Origin of the sequence: Rhizobium sp. AN68 (assembly GCF_030758035.1) — a bacterium.
Classification (GTDB): domain Bacteria; phylum Pseudomonadota; class Alphaproteobacteria; order Rhizobiales; family Rhizobiaceae; genus Agrobacterium; species Agrobacterium tumefaciens.
This window is the reverse complement of the sequence record NZ_JARWMI010000003.1, coordinates 2,546,316-2,565,550: the sequence shown is the minus strand read 5'-3', so window position 1 is coordinate 2,565,550 and position 19,235 is coordinate 2,546,316. Positions and strand designations below refer to the sequence as shown.

Sequence of the window (19,235 nt, the reverse complement as noted above, 5' to 3'; positions counted from 1 at the left end):
TCCGAAAGGCGCCTGCGGGCGCCTTTTTTATTTGTGCGTCATCGCGTCTGGGTGAGGAAAATCTTGACGGCGAAAAGCGAAAATACACCGGCGATCGTATAATCCAGCCCGCGCAGAACCTTCTTGTTGCGCTGGAGCCAGGCCGACAGCACATCGGCGGCAACGACGATGCCGATGCCGATCGGCAGCGCCACGATGATTGACCAGAGCCCAAGGAAAATAAGCTTGCCGGTGACATGCGGATCGGATGCGCTGACGAATTGCGGCAGGAAGGTCATGAAAAAGATGATGACCTTTGGATTGAGCAGATTGACCCAAATACCGTTCAGCAAGGCGGATTTCAGTGAAGATTGCTGTTTTTCGCCCGTGGTCTTGACCATCACGAAATCCGAGCCCTTGCGGATCGCCTGAATGGCGAGCCAGACAAGATAGGCGGCCCCGCCGGTCTTCAGGATGAGGAAGGCTGTCGGCGATGCGACGATGAGCGCCGCGACGCCGAAGGCAACCAGCATCGTATGCACGGTAATACCGAGATTGGTGCCCACAAGGGTCATGAAACCCGCTGCCCGGCCCTCGCGTATTGACCGGCTGATCCATAGCGTCATGTCAGGACCGGGCGTTACCGCCAGAAGCAGGATGGCGACGGTGAAGGCGGCAAGTGTTGGCAGGCTCGGAACGAAATCCATCGCGGCACCCGTAAAGCTGGAGACTGCCGTTGCTTAACGCGAATTCGCGTTTCTGCCAATGTTTTTGCGCGCCGGGACATTGGTACGAAAACCGGGGATGATCAAAAGTGGATAGCCGCCGCAACTTTCAAAGTGCGGCGGCGTCGGGCGATCAGTTTTTGAGGAAGCTGGTGAAGGCGGCGGAATATTCGGTGTGCCAGCGCGACAGTGGCGGACGATTTTGGACGATGTCTTGAGCTGCCCACAGAATGCGTTTCTCGTCCGTCGGGCGATCCACTTCGCCATCCGGGCAAAGAATATAGAAATCGCCCCTGGCGATGCTCTCGATCATGAAATCAACGGTCTGCTCGCCGGTCCAGGCTCCTGCTGGTTTTTCCGTCCTGCCATTTGCCGTGAGGCCGGTAAAGACGAAACCGGGGATCAGGAGATGGGCGGAAACCGCGCTGTTCGGAATATTGCGCAGCTCGTGCTGTAGCGCTTCCGTGAAGGCTTTGACGCCGGCCTTCGAGACATTATAGGCCGGATCGCCCGGCGGGGTGGTGATGCCCTGTTTCGAACCGGTATTGATGATGAGCGCGGCCTCGCCATGGGCGACCATGCCCTGCCCAAACACCCGGCTGCCGTTCACGACACCCATCAGGTTGACGTTGATGACTTTTTCCCAGTTGGCCTGAGCGCCGAAGATGGCGCTGCCCGGCTGGATGCCGGCATTGTTCATCAACACATGAACCCGCCCGAAACGCTGGATGACAGCGCGTTCCAGCGCCTCAAGCTCATCGAGTTTCGACACGTCGGTCGGTATTGCGACGATCTGTGCTTCGCCGTCCTTTGCGATGGTCAGAATATCAGCATGCGCTGCGGCAAGCCTGTCACCGTCGAGATCGACGAGGACGACGCTCATGCCGAAACCGGCGAATTTCCGGGCCGCGGCAAGTCCGATACCGGAGGCCGCGCCGGTGATGACGGCGACATTATCTTCCTTGAATGCGGGGTGGATGGTCGTCATAGGTTTTCCTTTCGCGTCGTTTTGTGCTGTTTCCAGCCGTTTGCAACGTTGCCTGAACCCTGAGTGGCTTCATTCACGGTCTTCAAGTTGATCGCGCCGCTTCATGTTAAAGCGCGAAATCGCATAATGCATGTGACAATTCGTTCGTTCCAGTCATGACGCGCTGTTGCGGGGATCTGATCTTTCGCAAATGCCTATTGCCCTTTCGTCCTATTCGTTGTTTTGTCGGGCTTCTTTTCCGAAAATCGCTTCACAGTTTTCGGGTTGCACTGTAAAAGTGCCGAAATCCCAAGGAAATGGCGGTACCCCGATGCCGTCATCATGCAGATGGACATCATAATGGCACTCCCGAAAGACGTTAAGAAAGTCGTTCTCGCCTATTCCGGCGGCCTCGACACCTCGATCATCTTGAAGTGGCTTCAGACGGAACTCGGCGCTGAGGTCGTGACCTTTACCGCCGATCTCGGGCAGGGCGAAGAGCTTGAGCCGGCGCGCAAGAAGGCCGAGTTGCTGGGCATCAAGGAAATCTTCGTCGAGGACGTCCGCGAAGAGTTCGTGCGTGATTTCGTTTTTCCGATGTTCCGTGCCAACGCCGTTTATGAAGGTGTCTATCTGCTCGGTACCTCCATCGCCCGCCCGCTGATTTCCAAGCACCTGATCGAGATCGCCAAGAAGACCGGCGCCGATGCCATTGCGCATGGCGCCACCGGCAAGGGCAACGACCAGGTCCGTTTCGAGCTTTCGGCCTATGCGCTGAACCCGGATATCAAGATCATCGCCCCATGGCGCGACTGGACTTTCAAGAGCCGGACCGACCTTCTGGAATTTGCCGAAAAGAACCAGATTCCCGTGGCCAAGGACAAGAAGGGCGAAGCGCCGTTCTCCGTCGACGCCAACCTGCTGCACTCCTCGTCCGAGGGCAAGGTTCTGGAAGACCCGGCTAAGGAAGCTCCGGAATATGTGCACATGCGCACCATTTCCCCGGAAGCGGCGCCTGACAAGGCAACCGTTATCAAGGTCGGTTTCCGCAAGGGTGATGCCTGCTCCATCAACGGTGTGGAAATGTCGCCTGCCACGCTTCTGGCGACGCTCAACAATTATGGTCGCGAAAACGGCATCGGCCGTCTCGATCTGGTCGAGAACCGCTTCGTCGGCATGAAGTCGCGTGGCGTCTACGAAACGCCCGGCGGCACCATCCTGCTGGCTGCGCATCGCGCGATCGAATCCATCACGCTCGACCGGGGTGCCGCGCATCTGAAGGACGATCTGATGCCGCGTTACGCCGAACTCATCTATTACGGCTTCTGGTTCTCGCCCGAGCGCGAGATGCTGCAGGCCCTGATCGACAAGAGCCAGGAGCATGTGGAAGGTGAAGTGACGCTGAAGCTCTACAAGGGCAATGTCATGGTGACCGGCCGCGAGAGCGCGAAGTCGCTCTATTCCGACGCGCTGGTGACGTTCGAGGACGACCACGGTGCTTATGACCAGAAGGACGCAGCTGGCTTCATCAAGCTCAATGCCCTGCGCCTGCGCACCCTGGCGAAGCGTAATCTCGGCAAGTAATTCTGCTGAAGTATGAGTTGGAAAAACCCGCAGGTGGCAACGCCTGCGGGTTTTTTCATGTCTCTCTTCTGGAAACGGCGCGAAAGCCGATGTAGCTGGCAACGGCCACGAATTCCATAACCGGAATGATGATGCCGAAGCTGGTCAGCGGAGAACCAATGAGCGAGGCCATTGCCCCACCCGCAAAACCAGATCCCATCTGGATGAAACCCATCATGGCCGATGCCGAGCCGGCGATATGCGGGAAGGGGGCGAGGGCCGCCGTGACCATCGAAGGCGTCAACAGCGCGATCCCGACCGTCGCCACCGCGACGGGTCCCATGATGGAGAGGAAGGATGGCGGCACGAGGAAAACCGACAGCATGATGAGAAGACCGCCCGTGCCGGAAAAACAAAGGCCAAGCACGACGGAACGCCGGTCGCCCAGTCTTGGCGCGATGTAACGCAACGCAATCGAACCGAAGAAATAGGCGCCTGTTTGCATCAGCATGCCGACACCGAAGGCCGTGGGGGACATGCCGACTTCGTTGATGAGGATGAAGGTCAGCATGGTGGCTTGCGCATAAAGTGCGCCGATGGAGCCGCCGAGCACCAGGGCGGCCAGAAGAAAACGCGGCTGCTTCAGCAATGTGCCATAGGCAGACAGAAGGTGTCGGGGTCGGATCCTGGTTTTGTCAGGCACCGTCGTTTCACGCAGAAAAAGCACCACCGAAAGGATGGCGATAGCTCCGAGACCGGCCATGAGGAAAAACACCGATTGCCAGCCAAAAGCCGCAAGCGACAGACCACCGATCGTCGGCCCCATCGCAGGGCCGATCGCCAGCATGATGCCGATGAGGTTCATGATGCTGGAGGCTTCCGGGCCGGTGAACTGATCGCGCACCACGGCGCGCGCAACAGTCATGCCAACGGAAGCGCCGATGCCCTGAACGAGGCGCGCGAACAGCAGCACTTCGATGGTTGGGGCCAAGAGGGCGAGCACACCACCGCCCAGAAAGATCGACAGGAAGACGAGGCTCGCCTTGCGCCGCCCGAAGGCATCGGATGCCGGCCCGGCAAGCAATTGGGCTAAGGCAAAACCGGCAAAATAGAGCGAGAGGCTGAGTTTTATGGCAGATTCGCTGGTTGCGAAAACCCGTGTCAGTTCCGGCATGGCCGGCGTGTAAATCGACATGGAAATGGGCGCCAGCGCTGTCAGCAATGCTCCGAGCAAAGCCGTGCGTTTTCTGGACATGATCGTTTTCGACATTGCGATCAGCCGTTCTGGCCCTGCTGTTCCGGTTGCAGATTGTTGCGAAGCGTCTGCAGGAAGCTACGGAAAAGCGCGACTTCCTCTTCGTTCAGTCCCTGTGTGGCCTGAAGAACGAGCTGGTCGATTTCATGACCGACAGCTTCCAGCATGTCGGCGGAGGTTTTCGTCAGGACGATACGTTTGGAACGCCTGTCCTGCGGGTCCTGCTGGCGTTCTATCAGATTGAGTGACTGCAACTTGTCGAGATAGGCGCAGATCGTCATGGGTTCGATGCCGAGACGGGCGGCGATGTCAGCCTGCTTGCTGCCATCGATAACCGCAACTGTCAGCAATGCTCTTGCCTCGCCGGGGGTAAGGCCCAGTCCGGCTTCCGAGATACGGCGCTCAAATGCACTGTTCAGCAGGCGTGCGCCGCTGTTCAGCAAAAATGCCAATGAATCTTTTTCGCGTGTGCCCATGCTTCGCCTTTTGGTAAGTCAGCCTTACTAAGTTTCGGACGATAAGCAATGGCGCATAAATCATATTATCGAAAATTGCGTAAAGTATTCGTCAGTTTGATTGCGGGACGTCCAACAACATTGCCTGTCATCGTCACGTCGAAGCAAAAAAAGACAATACACCCTGCATTTTTTCCACTTCATCCGTCGTGCCAATGGAACGGGCAATCTCGATCCGGTCAGAAAAATACGTCACGAAGTCGAAATCCGTGTCGTCGGTCACGTCGGCAATGTCAATCACCTCGCCATTGGCATTCAGCGTCTGTGCCGGAAGTTCGGACGAAAGCTCAAGCCAGGTATCGTGGCTGATTTTTCCGGTATCGTAATATTCCTGCGCGATTTCCCGCAATTGCCGGGGGCTGACGCGGGTGAAATCGATTCGGTCTATCGTTTCTTCAAAGCCGGTGGCCGCGTCGGATGGGGCTGCCTTGCCGAAATCGGGGCTTCCCACGGGTCTGCTGTTTTTGGAATTGTCCCTGAAAAGGAAACTATTGGCAGACCTTAAAGAATAAATCTCCATAATACATATCTCCATCATGGGATATTATTACGATAAATCAAAACATGCCGTCGACATGCCAGTCAATACTTGGCGGTGTTGACGATCATGTCTTCCACACCAAATTCCGGCATATTGAATTGGCGGTGGAGGCATGCCCATATGGGCGTAAACCGGAATTGTACAAGGAAGATGAAATGCCATCCACGACCGCGCCCTATCCCGCACTCGTTACCTGGAACGGTCAGAACGGTCTGCCGAAATTCGATGCGGTCAAGGATGAGGATTTTGCTCCGGCCTTTGAGGCCGCCCTTTTGTCCCATGAACAGGAAATCGATGCGATTGCCGGCAATCCGCAGGCGCCGACCTTCGAAAACACCGTGACCGCGCTTGAAATCGCAGGCGACGAACTCTCGCGCATTTCGGCGCTGTTCTGGAACAAGGCGGGTGCCCACACCAACGGCGTCATTCAGGCACTGGAGCGGGAAATCGCGCCGAAAATGTCACGGCACTATTCCAAGATCGGCATGAACGAGTCGCTGTTCAGACGCATCGACACGCTATGGGAAACGCGCGATGCGCTTTCCCTGACCGGCGAGGAAAAACGCGTTCTCGAACGGCACTGGAAGGGTTTCGTGCGCTCCGGCGCAAAGTTGCAGAAGGACCGTCAGGAGCGTCTGGCTGCCATCAATGAAGAGCTTGCCGGTCTCGGCGCCAAATTCGGGCAGAATGTTCTGGCGGATGAAAAGAGCTGGAAACTTTTGCTCTCCACCGATGACGAGCTTTCCGGCATTCCCGGTTTTCTGCGTGATGCCATGGCAGGCGCCGCGCGCGAACATGGCGAAGACGGCAAATTTGCCGTTACCCTTTCCCGCTCCATCATCGAGCCATTCCTGACCTTCTCCGAACGCCGCGACTTGCGCGAGCAAGCCTTCAAGGCCTGGGTGGCTCGCGGCGAAAATGGTGGCGATACAGACAACCGCGCAACCGTCCGCCGTACGCTGGAACTGCGTGAGGAAAAGGCACAGCTTCTCGGCTACAAGAATTTTGCTGCCTACAAGCTGGACGACACGATGGCAAAAACGCCGGATGCCGTGAACGGTCTTCTGGGCCAGGTCTGGGAAAAGGCCGTGCTGCGCGCAGGTGAGGAGGAGGCTGAACTTGCCGCCATCATCGCCGCGGAGGGCAAGAACCACGAGGTGATGCCTTGGGACTGGCGCCATTACGCCGAAAAGCTGCGGGCACAGAAATTCAGCTTCTCCGAGACCGAATTGAAGCCGTATCTGCAATTGGAAAAGATCATCGATGCGTGCTTCGATGTGGCCAACCGGCTTTTTGCAATTCGTGCCGTCGAGATCAAGGGTGTCTCCGCCTATCATCCCGATGTGCGGGTTTTTGAAATCCGCGACGACAAGGGCGACCTGAAGGCCATGTTCCTCGGCGATTATTTCGCCCGCCCGTCCAAGCGTTCCGGCGCGTGGATGAGTTCGTTCCAGTCGCAGCACAAGCTGCCTTTGAAGAACGGCACCGTCGGTGAAATGCCGATCATCTACAATGTCTGCAATTTTGCAAAACCGGCAGAGGGGAAGCCTGCGCTGCTTTCGCTCGATGATGCGCGCACGCTGTTTCACGAATTCGGCCACGCCCTGCACGGCATGTTATCTGATGTCACCTATCCTTCCGTTTCCGGAACGGGTGTGTCGCGCGATTTCGTCGAGTTGCCGTCGCAGCTTTACGAACACTGGCTGACCGTGCCGGAAATTCTGGAGAAATATGCCCTGCATTATGAAACCGGGGCACCGATGCCAAAGGCGCTGCTGGACAAGGTTCTGGCAGCACAGACCTTCAATGCCGGTTTCAGCACGGTGGAATTCACTTCTTCGGCTATCGTCGATATGGCGTTCCATACCCGTGACAGCGTCGGCGATCCCATGGTCGTACAAGGTGAGGTGCTTTCCGCCCTGAACATGCCGAAGTCCATCGTCATGCGGCATGCGACGCCACATTTCCAGCATGTGTTTTCCGGTGATGGTTATTCGGCCGGTTATTATTCCTACATGTGGTCGGAGGTGCTGGACGCCGACGCGTTTTCTGCCTTCGAGGAAACCGGCAACGCCTTCGATGGTGAAATGGCGCGCAAGCTGAAAGAGAATATCTATTCAGTCGGTGGCTCGATCGATCCGGAGGAGGCCTATCTCGCTTTTCGAGGCAAGATGCCAAGTCCCGATGCCATGCTTTTGAAGCGCGGCCTCGTATAAAAGACTGTCATATTCTTGAGCTAGAACCTGAGCGCAGGGGGCATATGACAATGCCCCCCTTTCGCATTTGCAAAAAAAGGTTATGAGCGCGCCAAACTAAATTGGCGCATCTCACGAAGGTAGCGCCCAACCTCAGAGATTTTGAACAATGGCAATTCGCAACATCGCGATTATCGCGCACGTTGACCATGGAAAAACGACGCTCGTTGACGAGCTTCTGAAGCAGTCCGGCTCGTTCCGCGACAACCAGCGCGTTGCGGAACGCGTGATGGATAGCAACGATCTCGAAAAGGAACGCGGCATCACCATTCTTGCCAAGGCGACTTCGGTGGAGTGGAAGGGTGTTCGCATCAACATCGTCGACACCCCCGGCCACGCCGATTTCGGCGGCGAAGTTGAGCGTATCCTGTCGATGGTGGATGGCGCGATCGTTCTGGTCGATAGTTCCGAAGGCCCGATGCCGCAGACGAAGTTCGTCGTCAGCAAGGCGCTGAAGGTTGGTCTTCGCCCGATCGTCGCGATCAACAAGATCGACCGTCCGGATGGCCGCCATGAAGAGGTCATCAACGAAGTTTTCGACCTTTTCGCAAATCTCGATGCTACCGACGAGCAGCTCGACTTCCCGATCCTTTACGGTTCCGGCCGTGACGGCTGGATGAACGTCAACCCAGAAGGTCCGAAGGATCAGGGTCTTGCACCGTTGCTCGATCTGGTTCTCGAGCATGTTCCGGAGCCTACGGTTGAAGAAGGTCCGTTCCGTCTGATCGGTACGATCCTCGAAGCCAACCCCTTCCTCGGCCGTATCATCACCGGCCGTATCGCTTCCGGTTCGATCAAGCCGAACCAGGCCGTGAAGGTACTTGGCCAGGACGGCAAGACGATCGAAACCGGTCGTATTTCCAAGATCCTCGCATTCCGCGGCATTGAGCGCACGTCCATCGATGAAGCCCATGCGGGTGACATCGTCGCCATCGCTGGTCTTTCCAAGGGCACTGTTGCCGATACCTTCTGTGACCCTTCCGTCACCGAGGCGATGACCGCACAGCCGATCGATCCGCCGACCGTTACCATGTCCTTCATCGTCAACGACAGCCCGCTTGCCGGCACCGAAGGCGACAAGGTCACGAGCCGCGTCATCCGCGACCGTCTGTTCAAGGAAGCCGAAGGCAACGTCGCGCTGAAGATTGAAGAGGCTGAAGGCAAGGATTCGTTCTTCGTTTCCGGGCGTGGCGAATTGCAGCTGGCAGTTCTCATCGAAACCATGCGTCGTGAAGGCTTCGAGCTTGCAGTTTCGCGTCCGCGCGTTGTCATGCACAAGGATGAGAACGGCGCCATGATGGAGCCGATCGAAGAAGTCGTGATCGACGTCGATGAAGAGCACTCCGGCGTCGTCGTTCAGAAGATGTCCGAGCGCAAGGCTGAAATGGCTGAGCTCCGTCCCTCCGGCGGTAATCGCGTTCGTCTGAAGTTCTACGCTCCGACCCGCGGCCTGATCGGCTACCAGTCGGAACTTTTGACCGACACGCGCGGCACGGCGATCATGAACCGTCTGTTCCACGACTATCAGCCGTACAAGGGTGCGATTGCTGGTCGCGTTAACGGCGTTCTTTTGTCGAACGGTTCGGGCGAAGCTGTCGCCTACGCCATGTTCAACCTGGAAGATCGTGGCCCGATGATCATCGAGCCGGGTGAGAAGGTTTATGCCGGCATGATTATCGGCATTCACTCTCGCGATAACGATCTCGAAGTGAACGTGCTGAAGGGCAAGCAGCTGACCAACATCCGCGCCGCCGGCAAGGATGAAGCCGTAAAGCTGACGCCGCCGATCCGCATGACGCTCGACCGCGCGCTTTCCTGGATCCAGGACGACGAGCTGATGGAAGTGACGCCGAAGTCCATCCGTCTGCGCAAGATGTTCCTCGACGCCAACGATCGCAAGCGTTTCGAAAAGGCGAAGCTCGCAGTTTGATTGCGGCTTCCCGTCAAGAATTTGAAAAAACCCGGCCGCGAGCCGGGTTTTTTTATGCGCATGTTTTATTTGTGCATGAGTCGAAAGACCCTTGTGTCAAAGGTTAAGGATGCGTTAATTTTTCTCGGTCGTCCACATGAATAGGCTGTGGGTAAGCTTGCTGTCGTTAACCTTTATGGCTGGCAAGTTTTCATGGTCGGGGCCAGAATCGCGTTATGAAAACGTTATCCATAGATGTTCGCCGAGCCGAACCGCAAGATGCGCGCGCAATAGCCGAAGCGCACCGTCTGTCATGGCAACAGGCCTATGCCGGGCTGATCCCGCACCGACCGCTGACGCAGATGCTGGAGCGCCGCGGCGAAATCTGGTGGAAGAAGGCGACCCGGGGTTCCGCAACCATGCTGGTGGTGGAAGTGAAGGGCGTGGTTGCCGGATATGCCACGCTGGGCTTAAGCCGTGCGCGTGGGCTGCCGCATGACGGAGAAATCTACGAGCTTTATCTGCGGCCGGAATATCAGGGCATCGGGCTTGGCTCGCTGCTGTTCACGGAAGCTCGCCGGCTGCTGACCTCGCTCGGCTGCAACGGTGTTGTGGTCTGGTGCCTCGAAGATAGCGAGGTTGCCAATCGGTTTTTCCGTTCGCATGGCGGCCGGGACATCGCCGAGGGCATGGAAGATTTCGGCGGCAGGTCGCTGCGCAAGATCGGTTTCGTCTGGAACTAAGTACGCAGCCGGGTGATTTCACGCCGGTTTCATTTTTTCCGGTCGGCCATTCACAATCCCGATGCCCTCAAATTCGGCATTCTGCCTTATCCGCCTAAAGCCATGTTGCAATACGGCGACTTTCCCAGTATCGAAAACCAAATCCAACCCCGTCGAATGAGGGAAGCGAATGCGTATCGATGCAATTTCCATTGGCAAGAATCCGCCGGAAGACGTGAATGTTATTGTCGAGGTGCCGGTTGGCGGCCAGCCGATCAAGTACGAGATGGACAAGGACGCCGGTGCGCTGATCGTCGATCGTTTCCTCTACACGCCTATGACCTATCCGGGTAACTATGGCTTCGTGCCGCACACGCTTTCCGACGATGGCGACCCGATCGACGTTCTTATCTGCAATACCCGCCCGCTGGTTCCTGGCTGCGTGATCAATGTGCGCCCCATCGGCGTCATGATCATGGAAGACGACGGCGGCAAGGACGAGAAGATCCTCGCCGTTCCGGTTCCGAAGCTGACGCGCCGTTACGACAAGGTCCACAACTACACCGACCTGCCGGAAATCACGCTGAAGCAGATCGAGCACTTCTTCGAGCACTACAAGGATCTGGAGCCCGGCAAGTGGGTGAAGATGGGCGGTTGGCAGGATGTCGACGTTGCCAAGAAGCTGATCGTCGAAGCCATCGAGCGCTACAAGACGCAGGGCTGATTTCAGCCCGTTGCCTTAGACTTCCAGCTTTCTAAAAAGCGTTTCGAAATCCTCCGGGTCGGTATCGATCCGGAGGATTTTTTTACGCGCTGTTTCACCTGAAATGAAGGTGATGGACGATTTGGGCAGGCCGAATTTTTTCGCCAGCAAAATAACCAGGGCCTTGTTCGCCTTGCCGCCCTCAGGCACTGCACTGACGCGGGCCTTCAGATGGGCATTTCCGTCAGCATCCTGCTCCACGCCGTCAATGGCATCGCGTCCCCCGTTCGGGGTGAGGCGAACGGACAGGCGTATGTGATCGCCGTGTTTTTGCCAGAGGTCGCTCAAGCGACCATGGGATAGAGCGTATTCCACATGAAGGAGCGGATGAAGAAGATGATCAGCAGCAGGATGATCGGCGAAATATCGATGCCGCCGAGATTAGGCAGAATGCTACGGATTGGGCGCAGGACCGGCTCGGTGACGTTGACCAGAAAGCTGCCGATGGCATTCACGAACTGGTTGCGGGAGTTGATGACGTTGAAGGCGTAAAGCCAGGAAAAAATGGCGCTGGCGATCAGCACCCACGTATAGAGGTTCAAAGCCAGATCGATGGTCTGAAACAGGGCAAGCATCAATATCTCCGTATCTTGATTGCAAGACATTTAGACATTCGCTCGTGAACCGGCAAGTGTTGCGCCTATAGGGCTGGCGATTCTTGTCGTATCGCTCTATTGCAGACTTCTCATATTGTCTCGAGAGCACCCAGCCGATGTCCCTGCCTTCTGCCGAAAACCGCTTCGGTGCATTCCGGCATAGTTCCTATCGCCGTTTTTTCAGCGCCCGGTTTTTTCGGCCTTCGCAATCCAGATCGTCAGCGTTTCCGTGGGCTGGCAGATGTATGAGGTCACCGGCAATGCCTTTTATCTCGGCTTGATCGGTCTTTTCCAGTTTCTGCCATCGCTGCTTTTAATCCTTGTCACTGGAACGGTGGCGGACAGGCACAATCGCCGGCGCATTATGGCCGTATGCCTTCTGATCGCGGCCGGTTGCGCGGCGGCTCTGCTTGGCCTGACGCTGGCACACAGCTTTTCTCCCTGGCCGGTCTTTGCCATTCTCGTCGTGTTCGGCATAGAGCGGGCTTTCATGGGGCCGGCGGTGCAATCGCTGGCTCCCAATCTTGTGCCTGTCGAGGATTTGCCGAACGCCATCGCCTGGAACTCCTCTTCATGGCAGATGGCGTCCATTCTTGGCCCTGTCGCCGGTGGCCTGCTTTATGGTCTCGGCGCTTCCGTGGCCTATAGCGTGGCGCTCGTGCTGTTCATCGTGTCCGCTATGCTGGCGGTGACGATCCGCAAACCGGAGCAACGGGGTCCGGCAAAAGCGATCAGCCTCGAGACCATGCTGGCCGGGTTCAAATTCATCTCGCAGGAAAAAGTGGTTCTCGGCGCCATCTCGCTCGATCTTTTTGCCGTGTTGCTCGGCGGCGCTGTCGCCCTGATGCCGATTTTCGCCAAGGAAGTGCTGACACTCGGGCCTTGGGGGCTTGGGCTTCTGCGCGCGGCACCCGGTATCGGCGCCATAACCGTCGCGGTCATTCTGGCGTTCAGGCCCATCCGCCACCATGCCGGCCTGCTGATGTTCGTCGGTGTCGGGTTTTTCGGCATTTCCACCGTGGTATTCGGACTTTCTCAAACCGCATGGGTGTCCATTGCCGCATTGGTGGTCATGGGCGCATCGGACATGGTGTCGGTTTATGTGCGGGAAACGTTGATTGCGCTCTGGACGCCGGATGAGGTGCGCGGGCGCGTGAATGCGGTGAACATGGTGTTTGTCGGGGCGTCCAACGAGCTGGGCGAGTTCCGCGCCGGCACCATGGCCCATGTCGTCGGGGCCGTGCCAGCAGTCGTCATCGGCGGGGCGGGCACGCTTGCGGTTGCGGTCATCTGGGCACTCGGCTTTTCGAAGCTGCGCAGGATCGATAATCTCGACGCACCACGCTGACGCGCCTCAGCGCTGCGGTTTGCCTTCGAAAACCAGATCAAGGAAATTGCCAAGCCAGGACCGGAGCGGTGTGTCGAACAACATGCGCCCCTCCAGATGCTGGCTGCCGACCTGCGCATTGGGCATGCCGAAACGCTGTGCGCCACGCACCACCCAGCTGTGCATCATCGCGCGGGTCAGTTCTGCGTGAAACTGAAGGCCCCAGGCGTTTTTTCCGTATCGGTAAGCTTGGTTGGGATAGGTTTCGCCCGATGCCAGAAGCTCAGCTCCCCGCGGCAAATCGAACCCTTCGCGGTGGAAATGATAGACCATCTTCGGCCAATGCGGCATCAGCAATCGCCCGTGTTCGGTCGCATGAAGCGGATACCAGCCGATTTCCACCTTGCCTTCACGGTCGGCCTCTACCTTACCACCCAGATGTTTGGACAGCATTTGTGCGCCGAGGCAGATGCCGAGAAAGGGTTTGTTTTCCTTCAGCGGCACTTTCAGCCAGTCAATTTCGGCTTTGATATAGTCATGCGGGTCGTTGGCGCTCATCGGGCCGCCGAAGATGATGGCGCCCGCATGTTTCTCCAGCGTTTGCGGCAGATCGTCTCCAAGCGCGGGGCGCCTTATATCCAGCCGATAGCCTTTTTCCACCAGCATCTGGCCGACGCGGCCGGGCGTGGACCGTTCCTGATGCAGGATGACGAGCAGCGAAGGTTGTTTTCTCTGTTGCCTGGAGGGGTCAAACAGCATCGTCTTCGTTTTCGCTTTCTTCAGCGGGTCCGGACCTGGTGGCGGCCTGCTGACGTTGCAGAACCCTGTCGCGCACGGAAACACCGAGTAGATCGGCCACGCGCCAGATCACATGATCTTCCATCTCGCTTCGTTCGCCGTCAGCGTAAACAATATCCCAGAGGATGCCAATAAGCTCCACGCGCTGCTCTTCATCGAGATGGCGGCGGATGTCGGTGGTGAAGCGATAATAGTCTACGGCTTCCTTGCCGGCCTCCTGGCCGGCGGCAAGAAGCGCGTCCAGCTTGCCGGCATCAAGATGATAATAGTCGTGGAGGATCTCACGAAGGCGATCACGCTCGCTTTTGGAGACCGTGCCGTCCGCTTCCATTACCTGAAAACAGAGGGCGGCCACCGCGACCCTCAGATCATCGGGGCTGAATTCATCCGCATGCTGGCCAACGAGGTTTTGAATAAACGACTGGATCTGGTTGAACATCGATAGCCTGTCAGAAGAGTTTTAGCCGGGTTTTGGGTTCGGCTTCCACGCCGGGTTTCTTGACGCCGGGATCATCCGGTGCACCACCGAAAAATGGCACCGGTTCTGTCTTCGCATCCGCTGGCCTGGCTTCCACCGGAACTTCATTTGTTGCCGGCTTTTTCTCCTTCGGGGCAGATACGTCCGGCTTGACCTCGATGGGTGCGGGTTTTGTCACAACAATGGGCTGAGGTGCCACTTCAACAACGATCGGGGTCGGAGCCTGTTCGGTCCTTGCCGGTGCTGCTGCAATCGCATTTTCGATTGTCAGGTCTTCGACAGGTCCTTCAAGCTGGCCAAAAGGCGCCTTCCACTCGAAGGCGTCGAGACGGCCCGTCACGGGCGAAACCGGAAGCCATTTTTCCGAAGTGACACCATCTGCCACCCAGACGGGATCACGCGGTGCGCGCAGAGCCTGCGCCATCCAGTAACGCACCCGGCCCTGATCGCCGGTTTCGGCTTCCTCGATGTCGGCCATCAGCAGGAAGATGCTTTCGCGCGGCTCGATCCGGGCGGCGGCTTCCGCTTTGGCACGCGCCTTGGCAAATTCCTTGGCGTCGAGAGCTGCCTGCGCCACGGCAAACAGGGATTCGATGTTGTTGGGTTTCAGGCTCTCAAGCCGTTCGGCACGTTTAAGGCGATCAATGGCCGTATCGCCGCTGCGCGCCCGAACATAGAGATCGGCGATCTGCGAGTGGGGATCGTTCTTCCATACTGGTTCCAGAACCGCTGCGGCCTTGCGTAGATTGTCATCGCGCAGATAGGATTTTGCTGCGATCAATGCTGCGGGCACAAGGCTTTTTGCAAGCTTGAGGGCTTGTTTTGCGTCTTCGCGCGCACCCACCGGGTCGCTCTCCAGTTTTTCACCGGCCTTTGCGGTAAGAAGCACAGCTTTCAGCCGCTCAGCCTCGCCGCGTTGGATGACGCCTGCTGCTTTTTGCTGGTCGAGCAGGCGGATCGCGTCATCCCACTCGCCATTGCGGCAGCGGGTTTCCAGCGTCGCCTGTGCTGCCCAAGGCAGGTAAGGGGCTTTTTCGGCTGCGTCCTCGGCATATTGCTGGGCTGCTTCATGGGCTCCCTGTCGGCGCGCCTCGATATAAAGGCCGCGAAGGCCAAGTTCGCGGGTTTCAGGATCGCGGGCCATCGCCTCGAATTTGCGCCGCGCCTCGTCATATTTGCCTTCGATGAGGTCGGCTTGCGCATCGAGCAGGTGGATCAGCGGCTCCTGATCAGCACTGAGAAGCCCCTGCGTGCGGGCCGTCATCTTGCGGGCCAGAATGGCGTTGCCGGCGCCGGCGGCGATGAGGCCGGTGGAGAGCGCCTGATAACCACGGTCGCGCTTGCGGGCGCGAAAATAGCGTCGTGCCGCGTTCGGCGATGTCCATATGGCATTGACGACCCACCAGACCAGCATGACGGCCGCAACGAATGCAGCAACGATGGAGGCGGCGACCATCAGGCTCATTTCGATCAGCTGGCCCTGCCAGACGATTGAGAGGACACCGGGCCTGTCCGCCAGCCAGGAGAAACCGAAACCGAGCGCCAGAACGATGAGGACGAAAGTCAGAATTCTGGTCATGCCTTACCCCTGCTTGCCGGTGCTGGTGATGGCGCGGTTTAACGTGCCTCCCACCAGGTTTTCGACCTCGATGCGCGCATCCAGAGATTTTTTATAGTCGGCGGATGCTGTCTTGGCGGCCTCGGGAAGCCCATTCCATTCAAGTGCCGCACCCTGCAGATCTCCGTTGCGCAACTTGTTTTCCATGCGCGCGATCATGGCGTCGGGGGTCTCGCCTTCGATGTTTCCGACGGGGCGGACCTTCACTAGCGAAAAGGCGCTTTCCGTCAGACGTTCCATGATGCCCTGATTGGGGTCGGGCCGATTGATCGCCAAGAGCATCGCATTCGCAACGTCGGGGAATTTCTGCATCAGCTCCGAGCGCGATGGCACGCCGGTTGCGGCGAAAGACTGCAAGGATGCGATTGCCGGATCGTCCGGGGTTACCTTAGACAATGTGTCGAGTTCAGTGAGGAACGGCCCACCGCGATCAATCGCGGCTTTCAGTGCGGCCAACGCGATGGCGCGGGCGACTTCTATATCGTCGCGCGGTTCATTGATCTTGGTTTCCGCGTCAGTCAGGCGGCGTGTCAGCTCCGCCGTTGCTGAGGCCTGCGCGGAACGCTCTGACGTGAGCGCGGATTCCAGCGCGGTTATTTTTTCCGAAAGTGCGTCCACCTGCGGGGCTTCGCCCTTTGCGCCCTCAAGAGCGGCGATGCGCTGTTCCAGCGCCGAGGTATCCCCTCCTGCCGCGGGAACATTGGCGAGCTGCTGACGCAGGCTCCCTAGCTCGGTTCTCAATGCGGCAATCTCATCGCTTCCGGTCTTGCTCACATTAAACGAGGGTAGAATGCCGGCATATTGCATGCTGCCAGCAGCTGCGAGCGCCACGAGGCCACCCACGATACCCGCCGCGATCACACCGGAGGTTGCCGCCTGTTTGCGCGCGGGTTGCTGTGGCGTGGATGGCTTGGCCGGTCCGGAGGATGACGCGCCTGTCGATGGCTTTGCACCAGTAGTCGCGCTTCCGGATGCTGCGGACGACGATGTGGAAGCAAAAGTCGCAGGCTTTGCGCCCGCCGCGGAAGCGGAAGCAGCGCTTGCGTCAGTCGCGCTGGTCACCGGTTTCGCTTCGGGTTTCGGCGAAGCTGTCTCGGGCTGTTTGTCGGCAGGTTTTTCCACCTGGGGCTTGCCGGTTGCCGGTTCCGCCTTGTGAACGTTCGGTGCAGGCTCCATGGGTGTTTTATGCGTCTGTTCCCAAACGGGAGCCGGGCTGGACGTTTCGGCTGCTTCTGGCTTGGGAGGAACGTTTGGCTGAGCTGCTGCCGGTGTCGTCTCGCCGGTCTTGTCATCAGTCTTTGCAGCATCCACGTCGGCGGAAATTGCTTTCACGTCTTTTGCGTCCAGGTCGATGGTGACCGGTTCGGCGTTTGACTTGGAGTGGCGTGGCGGCTTTCCCGATACCATGACAACCTCATTTCTGCCTGCAATAGTCTAAACCTAGTCAGTGACGGCGGCAAAGGAAAGAGGCGAGCCTGAATTAGGTTCCAGACTTTCGGTGGAGAAGTTCAAACATGGCTGCCTCGTTTGCCCCTTCGGCGGCTGCGGCGTTCGCGCGGAAGATTTCCGGAACCAGTGAAAGCACATTGCGGCTGATGCAGACGAATTGTGTGGTGGTCAGCGCCGCCACATATTTTTCCGACGATGCGTGGCGGAAAAAGGCCCGTGCGGCTTCCGACGAATAGAGCAGGACCACATCGGCAGCTGTCTTCACAAGTGCTGTTTCGAGCATATCGTCTGAAAGATCTGACGGCTGCATTTCGTAACAATCGACGGTTCGGAAGGAAATTCCCGCGGCGGCAATGCCGTCCTCGAACACGGCGCCTCGCGGCGTGCCGGCAAGATAGAGCAATGGATCTGTGCTCTCCGTTAGGGGGGCGATGCTCCGAGACAAGCCCCGCGAGAGCCACCGCATCGCCAGATCCGGTGAGGATGTTTTGGAAGCCGATTTCCCTCGCCGCTTCCGCCGTCGCCTCGCCGACGGCGAAAAGCGGTTTCGAAAGATGGGGCGCAAGTCGGTGGCGGAAATCTCTAAGCGCCCGCAAGGCCTCGGCGCTGGTCACGGCAATGGCCGACAGCGGCTCCGATAGCGCTGATATGGCGCGCTCGCCGTGGTGGACGGGATGAAACAGCGGAAGAAGCACCGGCTCGTGACCGAGGGCTTCAAGCTTTGCGGCCGTCTTTTCGCCCGAACGAAGCGGCCGGGTGACGACGATCCGCATCGGCTCAGCTCCAGCCGTCGAAGAAGTTGCTGCCTGCCCTGGCGCGCACGTCTTCACCGGCCCTGCGACCCAAGTCCTCGGCATCCTTGCGAGCACCGGAAATCTCGACGCTGTGGCTCGTCTGTCCGTCCGGTGTGAGGATCAGGCCGGAGAAATGAAGTTCCTCGCCGTGGCAGGTAGCAAAGCCCGCAATCGGGGTGCGACAGGAACCATCGAGGGCGGCCAGAAAGGCGCGCTCGCAGGTAACCGCATCGTAGGTGGGTATGTCGTTGATAGGTGAAAGCAACTCGTCCATGCGTGTGTCGCCAATACGGCTCTCGACGCAGATCGCGCCCTGCGCGGGGGCTGGTGGAAATTCCTTCGGGTCGAGAATGTCCGTCGGGACATTCTCCATGCCCAGCCGTTTCAGGCCGGCAAAGGCGAGAAGCGTGGCATCCGCCTGGCCTTCCTCCAGTTTGCGCAGGCGGGTTTCGACCTGGCCGCGAAAGATGATGACGCTCAGGTCGGGACGCAGGCGGCGGATCAGCGCTTGGCGGCGCAAGGATGCGGAGCCGACAACGGCGCCCTGCGGTAGTTCCAGAAGCTTCGGTGCGGTGCGACCAATGAAGGCGTCGCGCATATCCTCGCGCGGCAGGAAAGCGGAAAGATAAAGGCCCTTCGGCAAAACGGTCGGCATGTCCTTGGAGGAATGCACGGCAATATCGAGCTCGCCGGAAAGAAGCTGGCTCTCCAGTTCTTCCGTGAACAGGCCCTTGCCGCCGATCTCCGACAAAGCGCGGTCGGTTATCCGGTCACCCTTGGTGGAAAGCACGACGATTTCGAACATATCTTCCGGCAGACCGTGTGCCGACATCAGCCGGTTACGGGTCTCGTAAGCCTGTGCGAGCGCCAGAGGGCTGCCGCGCGTGCCGATTCGGAAAGGTTTTGTTTGCATCCGCGTCTATCCATTGTTACCGGAGTTGTCTTAGACCAACTCAGCGCATGATCGCAATGAACGAACAG

The 19,235-nt window shown here is 58.2% G+C and carries 17 protein-coding genes and 2 pseudogenes; 6 read left to right on the top strand and 13 right to left on the bottom strand.

Translation table 11 applies throughout. The features are described 5' to 3' along the window. Window positions 1-38 precede the first annotated feature (38 nt). Together RBH71_RS25485 and RBH71_RS25480 are read right to left on the bottom strand one after the other, a co-directional pair. Window positions 39-686 (bottom strand): LysE family translocator, encoded by a 648-nt coding sequence (locus RBH71_RS25485; RefSeq protein ID WP_003516674.1) that lies wholly within the window; start codon window positions 684-686, stop codon window positions 39-41. Window positions 687-837: 151 nt separating this feature from the next. Beyond that, window positions 838-1,692 (bottom strand): SDR family NAD(P)-dependent oxidoreductase, encoded by an 855-nt coding sequence (locus RBH71_RS25480; RefSeq protein ID WP_003516675.1) that lies wholly within the window; start codon window positions 1,690-1,692, stop codon window positions 838-840. Window positions 1,693-2,031: 339 nt separating this feature from the next. Between RBH71_RS25480 and RBH71_RS25475 the strand changes: the two genes are divergently transcribed. Beyond that, the gene (locus RBH71_RS25475; protein WP_003516677.1) at window positions 2,032-3,255 is read left to right on the top strand and encodes an argininosuccinate synthase; all 1,224 of its coding nucleotides are present in this window, start codon (window positions 2,032-2,034) and stop codon (window positions 3,253-3,255) included. Window positions 3,256-3,310: 55 nt separating this feature from the next. Here RBH71_RS25475 and RBH71_RS25470 read toward each other — a convergent pair whose 3' ends face one another. The 3 genes from RBH71_RS25470 to RBH71_RS25460 form a co-directional block, all read right to left on the bottom strand. Continuing rightward, window positions 3,311-4,489 (bottom strand): multidrug effflux MFS transporter, encoded by a 1,179-nt coding sequence (locus RBH71_RS25470; RefSeq protein WP_003516679.1) that lies wholly within the window; start codon window positions 4,487-4,489, stop codon window positions 3,311-3,313. Between the two features lie 20 nt (window positions 4,490-4,509). Then, on the bottom strand, window positions 4,510-4,965 hold the full coding sequence (locus RBH71_RS25465) for a MarR family winged helix-turn-helix transcriptional regulator (RefSeq protein ID WP_003516681.1): 456 nt from the start codon (window positions 4,963-4,965) through the stop codon (window positions 4,510-4,512). A 133-nt stretch (window positions 4,966-5,098) separates the two neighbouring features. Next, entirely contained in the window at window positions 5,099-5,524 is a 426-nt protein-coding gene (locus tag RBH71_RS25460; protein WP_003516682.1) for a hypothetical protein, read from the bottom strand. A 176-nt stretch (window positions 5,525-5,700) separates the two neighbouring features. On the opposite strand from RBH71_RS25460, the gene RBH71_RS25455 reads away from it, so the two are divergent. From RBH71_RS25455 to ppa, 4 genes are all read left to right on the top strand, one after another. Beyond that, the gene (locus RBH71_RS25455) at window positions 5,701-7,761 is read left to right on the top strand and encodes a M3 family metallopeptidase (protein ID WP_003516683.1); all 2,061 of its coding nucleotides are present in this window, start codon (window positions 5,701-5,703) and stop codon (window positions 7,759-7,761) included. A gap of 148 nt (window positions 7,762-7,909) precedes the next feature. After that, on the top strand, window positions 7,910-9,730 hold the full coding sequence (typA, locus tag RBH71_RS25450; RefSeq protein ID WP_003516684.1) for a translational GTPase TypA: 1,821 nt from the start codon (window positions 7,910-7,912) through the stop codon (window positions 9,728-9,730). Window positions 9,731-9,945: 215 nt separating this feature from the next. Next, complete coding sequence (locus RBH71_RS25445; RefSeq protein ID WP_003516685.1) at window positions 9,946-10,452, top strand: GNAT family N-acetyltransferase; 507 nt, start codon at window positions 9,946-9,948, stop codon at window positions 10,450-10,452. A 169-nt stretch (window positions 10,453-10,621) separates the two neighbouring features. Continuing rightward, window positions 10,622-11,155, top strand: a complete 534-nt coding sequence (gene ppa, locus RBH71_RS25440; RefSeq protein WP_003516686.1) for an inorganic diphosphatase — start codon at window positions 10,622-10,624, stop codon at window positions 11,153-11,155. A 15-nt stretch (window positions 11,156-11,170) separates the two neighbouring features. Here ppa and RBH71_RS25435 read toward each other — a convergent pair whose 3' ends face one another. Continuing rightward, window positions 11,171-11,482 (bottom strand): DUF167 domain-containing protein, encoded by a 312-nt coding sequence (locus tag RBH71_RS25435; protein WP_003516687.1) that lies wholly within the window; start codon window positions 11,480-11,482, stop codon window positions 11,171-11,173. Next, window positions 11,479-11,769, bottom strand: coding sequence for a YggT family protein (locus RBH71_RS25430; RefSeq protein ID WP_003516688.1), 291 nt, complete (start codon window positions 11,767-11,769; stop codon window positions 11,479-11,481). The genes RBH71_RS25435 and RBH71_RS25430 overlap by 4 nt, the downstream gene beginning before the upstream one ends. Window positions 11,770-11,906: 137 nt before the next feature. On the opposite strand from RBH71_RS25430, the pseudogene RBH71_RS25425 reads away from it, so the two are divergent. After that, window positions 11,907-13,138: pseudogene (locus RBH71_RS25425) on the top strand (MFS transporter). Between the two features lie 6 nt (window positions 13,139-13,144). Here the strand turns inward: RBH71_RS25425 and RBH71_RS25420 are convergent. The 6 genes and pseudogenes from RBH71_RS25420 to hemC form a co-directional block, all read right to left on the bottom strand. Next, window positions 13,145-13,876 carry a glutamine amidotransferase gene (locus RBH71_RS25420; protein ID WP_003516697.1) on the bottom strand — a complete coding sequence of 244 codons (732 nt, stop codon included), beginning with the start codon at window positions 13,874-13,876 and terminating at the stop codon, window positions 13,145-13,147. Continuing rightward, window positions 13,866-14,354, bottom strand: coding sequence for a TerB family tellurite resistance protein (locus RBH71_RS25415; RefSeq protein ID WP_003516699.1), 489 nt, complete (start codon window positions 14,352-14,354; stop codon window positions 13,866-13,868). The genes RBH71_RS25420 and RBH71_RS25415 overlap by 11 nt, the downstream gene beginning before the upstream one ends. A gap of 10 nt (window positions 14,355-14,364) precedes the next feature. Continuing rightward, complete coding sequence (locus RBH71_RS25410) at window positions 14,365-15,972, bottom strand: heme biosynthesis protein HemY (RefSeq protein WP_003516701.1); 1,608 nt, start codon at window positions 15,970-15,972, stop codon at window positions 14,365-14,367. A 3-nt stretch (window positions 15,973-15,975) separates the two neighbouring features. After that, complete coding sequence (locus RBH71_RS25405) at window positions 15,976-17,418, bottom strand: COG4223 family protein (protein ID WP_323687546.1); 1,443 nt, start codon at window positions 17,416-17,418, stop codon at window positions 15,976-15,978. Between the two features lie 73 nt (window positions 17,419-17,491). Further along, window positions 17,492-18,233: pseudogene (locus tag RBH71_RS25400) on the bottom strand (uroporphyrinogen-III synthase). 4 nt (window positions 18,234-18,237) lie between these two features. After that, window positions 18,238-19,167 (bottom strand): hydroxymethylbilane synthase, encoded by a 930-nt coding sequence (gene hemC / locus RBH71_RS25395; RefSeq protein ID WP_003516706.1) that lies wholly within the window; start codon window positions 19,165-19,167, stop codon window positions 18,238-18,240. Between the last annotated feature and the right edge of the window lie 68 nt (window positions 19,168-19,235).